Raw genomic sequence first — 7,492 nt, forward strand, 5'->3', positions numbered from 1 at the left:
CCACCAGCACGGCCAGATCCTTGCGCTTGGTCCATTGCGCTCGCGGCAGGCGCTCAGCCATGCAGCACCGCATGATGCGGAATGCGCCGCGAAAGATTGGCGATGATTGCCGCGGTAATGCCCCAGATGCGGCGGCCTTCCCAGGGGATTTCAAGATAGTCCCGCTGCTGGCCCTGCCAGAAGGTGCTCCGCGGAACATGGTTGGCAGGATCGAGGATGAACCGCAGCGGCGCTTCGAACCAGTCGGATACTTCCGCCGGGTTGGGGACCAGCGGCATATCGGCTGGCAAAGTCGCGAGCACCGGCGTCACGTCATACCCGCTGCCGGTGCCGAACCTGTCGGTAGCGCCGATCACCCGCACATCGCGGGACCGGATACCCAGTTCTTCGTGCGCTTCGCGCAAGGCGGCCTCAATAGCGTTTTCACCGGGATCGATTTTCCCGCCAGGGAACGCGACCTGTCCGGGGTGGGAGCGCATATCCTCGGGCCGGTGGATCAGCAGCACGCCTGGCTCTTCGCGCTCGGTCACGGCGATCAGCACCGCAGCGGGGCGGGGCGTGCCGCGGGGGCCCAGATGCGCGTCATCGCGCAGGTCGGGCAATTCCAGCCCGTGGCCCTGATCGAAGAGCGCGCTGAGGTGATCGAACAGGACGCTCATGCTGGCACCAGCGAAAACTTCGCCCCCTGGCTCCTCACGGTCCAATCGTCTCCGCCTGCCAGCGCGATGTCGATCAACTGCTGATAGGTGCTGCGGTTGAGCCGCGCTTCAAGCCCGCGGCGAACCATCAGATAGATGTCCGGAGTTTCGGGGTCGCCGCGTGCGATAATTGGATTGTCCGGCCCTGCGAGCACCAGTTCGTCGGTGTTGATGCGGAAGCCGAGACCGCCATCAACCTCCGACACATCGACGGCGACAAAGGCTGCGTCCTCCACCTCGATGCTCAATTTTTCGAACGGGGTGACGAGCCAGTGGCGACCTTGCGGATCGCGTGTCAGCAGCCCGGCGAACGCACGCACCATCGCCGGCCGCCGGATCTCGCCGCCATCGTGAAACCAGGTGCCATCCGCGGCGATCCGCATCAGGCTGTCGCCGGTCTTTTGCGGCGACCATTCTTCCACCGGGGGCAATTTGTGCTGCTTCACCTGCTCGGCAATCTGCGCGAGCGTGAGGCTGGCAAGTTCGGGCGGGGCTTCGTAAGGCATCGCCTGTCAGATGGCAGAGCCAGCGCGGCCATTCAATCCCGCCGCATGAATAAGCCCGCTAAGCGCCCCACGGCCCGAGCATACCGGTCCTTGGCAATACCGCCGGATTGTCGCACCGCAGCAGCAGCCGCTCGCGTTCGAACGGCCCGGGGCAATACCAATCGCCGGTATGTTCGGCGCTGAACCCGAAGAAACGTCCGTAATAATCCGCGTCCCCGATCAGCACCTGCGGCAGGGCATTTGCGCTGCCGAGCGCGCCGAGCGAGGCAAGCATCAGCGCCTTGCCGTACCCTTCCTGCTGGCGTTCGGGCAGCACAGCCACCGGCCCCACCATCAGCAGCGGATGCGCTCGGCCCTCTGGATCGGTCAGGGCAATCGGCCACAACTGGATCGTGCCAGCCAGATAGTCGTCGTCATCGAGCGCGGCGAAGCTGAGCGCGGGTAGCCAATCGGTGCCTTCGCGCATCCGGTAGGCGGTCCGGGCGTGCCGGTCCGGCCCAAAGGCGCGGTCGAGCACTTGTTCGATCATCGCAGGATCGACATTGGCGAGGGGAACGAGTGTCGGCATTTTTGCTCCGGAATGGAGCGCGCCGATAGGGCGCTGCCATCCCGGTGTCGACAGCAATTGATCTATCGGCGCATCATGCGAAGATTGTCAGTCGGTTCTGGACGGCGGCGTGAGCCGCAACAGACGTCCGCTCTCGGTGTCTTCCAGCACCCAGATCGCGCCGTCCGGCCCCTCGACTATCTGACGGATACGTTCGCCCATGGGATAGCGCGCGACTTCGGCTGCGGTCTCTCCCTCGATGGAAACGCGGATGACTGCCTGCGACTTTAGACCCGCGATCAGCGCATCGCCGCGCCATTCCGGGAACATTTCACCATCATAGAAGATGAAGTTTCCGGGCGCGATTACCGGTGTCCACTGGATCGCCGGAGCTGCGAATTCCGGGCGGGTGGAATGGTCGGGGATCGGATCATTGTCGTAATGGATTCCGCCCGAAACGATCGGCCATCCGTAATTCGCACCTTGCCTGACCAGGTTCAGCTCGTCGCCGCCCTTGGGACCATGTTCGAGATCCCACAGGCGGCCCTGACCGTCGAACTGCATCCCGAGGATATTTCTGTGGCCATAGGACCATATCTCGCGGCTGATCCCGCCCTGTTCGGCGAACGGATTGCCCGGTGCGGGATCCCCGTCCAGTGTCAGGCGAACGATCGACCCGAGATTGTTGGAGAGGTCCTGCGCCGGCTGCATCTTCTGCCGGTCGCCGCTCGCCACATACATATACTGGCCATCGGGCGAAAAGATGATCCGGTGCGAATAATGGCCGCGCCCGGTGACTTTCGGGCTCTGCCGCCAGATTACCCGAAGGTCCTTGATGGCGCAGGATGTTCCCGCGCTGCAATCCAGCGTTCCTCTGCCGACAACGGCGCCGCGCGTGTCGCCTTCACCTGCTTCGGCCCAGCTCAGATAAATCGCTTTGCTGGCGGCGTAATCGGGTCCGAAGGCGATATCACCGAGGCCGCCCTGACCCCCATAATCCACCGCCGGAGCGCCTGTGACATTGCCGGTGGTGCCGGTTGCGGGATTGTAGAACTTGATCGTCCCTGCCTTCTCGGTCACGAACAGTACATCTGTTCCGGGTTCGAAAGCCGCAGCCCAGGGCTCTGCAAAGGTACCGTGTTCGGTGACCGAGAAGGCACCCGAATTTTCGGAGATGCTTTCCACCGGTGTCTGCGCACCGCAACTTGCGAGAGGCAGGCTTGCCATGGTTAGAGCGAGGGCGATGAATTTTATCTCCGACATGTCCATTCTCTCCGGAACACCCGAGGGCGGTTTTTGCACCGGGGAGATTATCCTCGGCGTCGATGAAGCAGGCCGCGGCCCGCTGGCAGGACCGGTTGTGGCGTCTGCTGTAGCGTTGTGCAAGCCGCGGCCCGCGGGACTCGACGATTCCAAAAAGCTGACCGCTCGCCGCCGGGGCGAGCTTGATCTGGTGATCCGGCGGCGCTGTGCCTGGGCTGTCGGAGTCGTCGATGTCGAAGCAATCGACCGGCTCAACATCCTGGGTGCAACCATGCTGGCGATGACGCTGGCCGTGCAGCGATTATGCGACATGCTGGACCGCGAACCGGGACGGATACTGATCGACGGCAACATGACCCCGGCAGGGCGCGCCGAGGGATGGCGGTGGCATGGTACAGCAATAATCGGCGGCGACGCGACGGAGCCGTGCATATCGGCGGCATCCATCGTGGCCAAGGAATGGCGCGACCGGATCATGCTGAAGGCATCGCAGGACCATCCGCACTATTGCTGGGACCGGAACAAGGGCTACGGAACGCCCGATCATCTCGCGGCCCTGCAGGAACACGGGCCATGCCCGCTTCACCGGCGCAGTTTCGCCCCGGTTTCGCAGTTGATGCTGCTTTGATTACTTGAGAATTTCGCGGGCCTCGGTGTGCTGGTCTGGTTCTTCTTCTCGCCCCCTGATCAATTCTGCAATTGAATTTCCGGCCGAGTCCTTACGGCCACACCCCCATGATGACGATGCACAGAAGCCTTGCAGACTCAACATATTGTGGCGGGCTCTTTTTGTTCTCTCTCAAGTGTCCGGATGGCGAAGTGGGTCCCGAATTATTCCGGCTTGACGTGGAGTCTGCTTGGATTCACCCTGTGGATAACTCAACAGGGGAATGAAGATGGCGGTCATGGAGACCACGAAGATGCGTGGCCGGACGGCCGCTGGTGTGGCGAACAAATCGGCGGCTCCGGGCGCAAATTTCGATGCCAGGCGTCTGCCCCTGGGCCAAATCCTGGCGGGTGACTGTGTCGCCGCAATGCGCAGCCTGCCGGATAACAGTGTGGACTGCGTGTTCGCCGATCCGCCGTACAATCTGCAGCTTGGCGGCGATCTCAACCGGCCCGATGGCAGCCAGGTGGACGCGGTTACCGATCACTGGGACCAGTTCGACAGTTTCGCCGCATACGATGCGTTCACCCGCGACTGGCTGACAGAGGCGCGCCGGGTGCTGAAGCCCGACGGCGCGCTGTGGGTCATCGGCAGTTACCACAATATCTTCCGTGTCGGCTCAATCCTCCAGGACCTCGGCTTCTGGATCCTGAACGACGTCGTCTGGCGCAAGACCAACCCGATGCCCAATTTCAAGGGCACCCGGTTCACCAACGCGCATGAGACGCTGATCTGGGCCTCGCAGGGCGAGAAGGCCCGCTATCATTTCAATTACCGCGCAATGAAGACGCTGAACGACGAACTGCAGATGCGGTCCGATTGGTCGATGCCCCTTTGCGGCGGTCCCGAACGGCTGAAGCATGGTGGGCACAAGGCGCATCCGACCCAGAAGCCCGAGGCGCTGCTCTACCGCGTGCTGCTGGCGACGACGGAGAAGGGGGATGTCGTGCTTGATCCGTTCTTCGGCACCGGCACCACCGGTGCGGTTGCCAAGCGACTTGGTCGCCAGTGGATCGGCTGCGAGCGGGAGGACTTCTACCGCGATATCGCGATTCAGCGGATCGAGAAGGAATTGCCGCTGGACGAGAGCGCCTTGGTCACGATGCAGAGCGCCAAAGGAGCTCCGAAAGTGGCCTTTGGCGTGCTGGTCGAAAGCGGTCTTATCGCGCCCGGAACGCAGATTTTCGACAAGCAGCGCCGCTGGATTGCCACGGTTCGCGCGGATGGATCGCTGGTGCACGAAAAACAGGCCGGTTCCATCCACGGGCTCGGCAAGGACCTGCAGGGCGCGCCGAGCTGCAACGGTTGGACATTCTGGCACATCGAACACCAGGGCGATGTTAAACCGATCGATGCCATCCGGCAGCTCTACCTGCTCGGCGCGGAAGACTGACGCGCGCTCGGGCAATCGAAATGGACCAAATCTACCTTCGCCCCATCGGCTTCGCGGCCAGCCCCCAGAGCGAGCATGGCGGCACTGTCCGGCTGGCTGGCGGCATGGTCTACGGGCACCGCTTCGCGATCATTCGGCGGAGCGGCGCAGAGATACTCTCGCGCACCGTGGTTTCGGCGGACGGCATGGCGGAGTCTCTGGGGCGCCTGCCGGATAATCTGGCGGCGGAGGCGGAGGCGCAATGGGGTGCGCTGAGGTTTGCCCATCCCTCGCTTCAGCTCGGCGAACGGACCATCCGGCTGGATCAGCCGCAGATCATGGGCGTGCTGAACGTGACGCCGGACAGTTTTTCCGATGGCGGAGAGTTTCTTGACGATCCTGAAGCGGGCCGGGCGCACGCCGCCGCAATGGTGGAGGCAGGCGCGGCCTTGGTGGACATCGGGGGTGAAAGCACTCGCCCGCGCGCCGCGGCAACATGGGAGGGGGACGAACTCAAGCGGGTGATCCCGGCGGTCGAATATTGCGCCGCAATGGGTGCCGCGATCAGCGTCGACACCCGCCGCCCGGCGGTGATGGAGGCGGCGCTTGATGCAGGCGCGCACGTGATTAACGACGTGTCCGCCCTGCGCCACGATCCGCGCAGCCTCGAACTTGTCGCCGCGCGCGGATGCACGGTGATCCTGATGCACGCGCCGGGTGCCGGCGGCGACCTTCATGCTGGCGGCGAATATGACAATGTGGTGCTGGACGTCTTCGACTGGCTCAAGTCCGCCCGCGACCGCGCAATGGCGGCGGGGGTAGCGCGCGAGCGGATCATTCTCGATCCGGGCATCGGCTTCGGCAAGAGTCTGTCGAATAATCTGGCGTTGATCAACGCTTTGCCACTATTTCATGCGCTGGGCCAACCCCTGGTACTGGGGGCGAGCCGCAAGCGGATGATCGGGGCATTGTCGAACGAAGCGCCGGCGGCGGAGCGGCTCGGTGGCAGCGTCGCACTTGCTGTTGCAGGGATGGACGCCGGCATCCAGCTGCTGCGCGTGCACGACGTCGCGGCGAGCGTCCAGGCGCGGAATGTGTGGCGCGGCCTGCGGGACGCGGCGCTGACCGATTTCTCGGACGTTCCCGAAGACTGACCGGGTCAGCCGGCTTGGCTGTCGGGGTCATGCACCCGGGCCAGCACAGACTGCATCGCCCGCGACATCCACTCTTCATCAACCCCGTCGAACGTGACCGAGACCGGGTCGGCTGCAGCGACCTTGTATTTGCTGCGTTCGATCTGCTCGACATCCAGCAGCGCCCGGCCGTTGGACAGCCACATGCTGATTGCTACGATGCGGTTGCTGTGCACCTTCAGGACAAATCGTTTCAAGTCAGCGGTCGCACCTTCTTCCGCAAGTTCGAAATCCGGCCGGTTGTCGAAGGTCGCACGCGCCAGCTGGGTGAGTTTTGCCAGCAAAGGCCCCTCGACCCTGTCCCAGCGGATCCGCTGGTACAGGAAATTGTCCACCGTCTCGGACAAGCGGTCGCATTCGAGTTCAAGTGGGTCCAGTTGCACGGGTTTTTGTTCCATATGTTTGCCGGCCGCTCAGGGGCGTTTGCTCCTGCCGGCCGGTGCGAAGTCATAGCAGGAAGGTGGTTAAGATATTGCCACTTTGCGGCCTGGCGCGGGGGACGGCGGGCCGCCCGATCAGAATGAATAACCGCCGTCGGTGACATGGACGATGCCGGTAATATTCGCCGCCATATCGGACAGCAGGAAGCCGATCTCGCCAGCGATTTCATCCGAAGTGGCGAAGGTGCCGCGCGGGGTCGTGGCGGCCATGCCTTTGAGCGCAGCTTCACGGCCCTGGTCTGCGACGGCCTTCTGGAAATCGGGCGATCCTTCCCAGATCGCGGTGTCGACACCGCCGGGCGCGATGGCGTTTACCCGGATGCCGTGCACCGCATTTTCCGCCGCCGCGATACGCGCCATATGCGCGACGCCCGCCTTGGCCACGCCGTAGGGTCCGATGCCGGGCACCGGCTTCACCCCGGTTATCGAGGCCGTCACTACAGCGCTGCCTTTCCCATTGCGCTTCATGGCGCGCAGGCCGGCGGCCAGGGTCAGGAACGCTCCGTCGAGATTGACCGCCATCACCCGGCGCCACTCCTCGAAGCTCAGGTCGGCAATTTCCCCGCTTCCGCCGATCCCGGCGTTGACCACCACATGGTCCAGCGCACCCAGATCGCGCTCCAGTTCGGCCCATTTCGCGGGATCGGAGACGTCGAATGCGAGGCGCTCCGCCGCACTCTCCACCTGCAAGGCGTCGAGCGCGTGCCGGTCCCGGTCGATTAGGACCAATCGCTGTGCGCCCTGCGCGGCGAGCCAGCGCGCGCAGGCTGCCCCGATACCCGACGCAGCGCCAGTGATCAGTACGC

Annotated in this window: 9 protein-coding genes; 3 read left to right on the forward strand and 6 right to left on the reverse strand. The window is 63.8% G+C overall.

What is annotated here, in order from left to right:
• Positions 1-53: 53 nt before the first annotated feature.
• The 4 genes from U0988_RS04975 to U0988_RS04990 form a co-directional block, all read right to left on the reverse strand.
• The gene (locus U0988_RS04975) at positions 54-659 is read right to left on the reverse strand and encodes a CoA pyrophosphatase (protein ID WP_322291536.1); all 606 of its coding nucleotides are present in this window, start codon (positions 657-659) and stop codon (positions 54-56) included.
• Positions 656-1,204: a DUF1285 domain-containing protein gene (locus U0988_RS04980; RefSeq protein ID WP_322291537.1), complete on the reverse strand. Its 549-nt coding sequence runs from the start codon at positions 1,202-1,204 to the stop codon at positions 656-658. The genes U0988_RS04975 and U0988_RS04980 overlap by 4 nt, the downstream gene beginning before the upstream one ends.
• Before the next feature lie 58 nt (positions 1,205-1,262).
• The gene (locus U0988_RS04985) at positions 1,263-1,772 is read right to left on the reverse strand and encodes an N-acetyltransferase (RefSeq protein ID WP_322291538.1); all 510 of its coding nucleotides are present in this window, start codon (positions 1,770-1,772) and stop codon (positions 1,263-1,265) included.
• 87 nt (positions 1,773-1,859) lie between these two features.
• Complete coding sequence (locus U0988_RS04990; protein WP_322291539.1) at positions 1,860-2,978, reverse strand: PQQ-dependent sugar dehydrogenase; 1,119 nt, start codon at positions 2,976-2,978, stop codon at positions 1,860-1,862.
• Positions 2,979-3,012: 34 nt separating this feature from the next.
• Here U0988_RS04990 and U0988_RS04995 point away from each other — a divergent pair, with 34 nt between their 5' ends.
• The 3 genes from U0988_RS04995 (at position 3,013) to folP (ending at position 6,207) form a co-directional block, all read left to right on the forward strand.
• A complete protein-coding gene (locus U0988_RS04995) occupies positions 3,013-3,642 on the forward strand; it encodes a ribonuclease HII (protein WP_322291543.1) in 630 nt (209 codons plus the stop codon).
• Between the two features lie 268 nt (positions 3,643-3,910).
• Complete coding sequence (locus U0988_RS05000) at positions 3,911-5,074, forward strand: site-specific DNA-methyltransferase (RefSeq protein WP_322291540.1); 1,164 nt, start codon at positions 3,911-3,913, stop codon at positions 5,072-5,074.
• Positions 5,075-5,094: 20 nt separating this feature from the next.
• On the forward strand, positions 5,095-6,207 hold the full coding sequence (gene folP / locus U0988_RS05005; protein ID WP_322291541.1) for a dihydropteroate synthase: 1,113 nt from the start codon (positions 5,095-5,097) through the stop codon (positions 6,205-6,207).
• A gap of 5 nt (positions 6,208-6,212) precedes the next feature.
• Here folP and U0988_RS05010 read toward each other — a convergent pair whose 3' ends face one another.
• Together U0988_RS05010 and U0988_RS05015 are read right to left on the reverse strand one after the other, a co-directional pair.
• Complete coding sequence (locus U0988_RS05010; RefSeq protein WP_322291542.1) at positions 6,213-6,629, reverse strand: hypothetical protein; 417 nt, start codon at positions 6,627-6,629, stop codon at positions 6,213-6,215.
• A 132-nt stretch (positions 6,630-6,761) separates the two neighbouring features.
• Positions 6,762-7,487, reverse strand: a complete 726-nt coding sequence (locus U0988_RS05015; protein WP_322291544.1) for an SDR family NAD(P)-dependent oxidoreductase — start codon at positions 7,485-7,487, stop codon at positions 6,762-6,764.
• Between the last annotated feature and the right edge of the window lie 5 nt (positions 7,488-7,492).

Source organism: Allopontixanthobacter sp. (assembly GCF_034376665.1).
Lineage (GTDB): Bacteria > Pseudomonadota > Alphaproteobacteria > Sphingomonadales > Sphingomonadaceae > Allopontixanthobacter.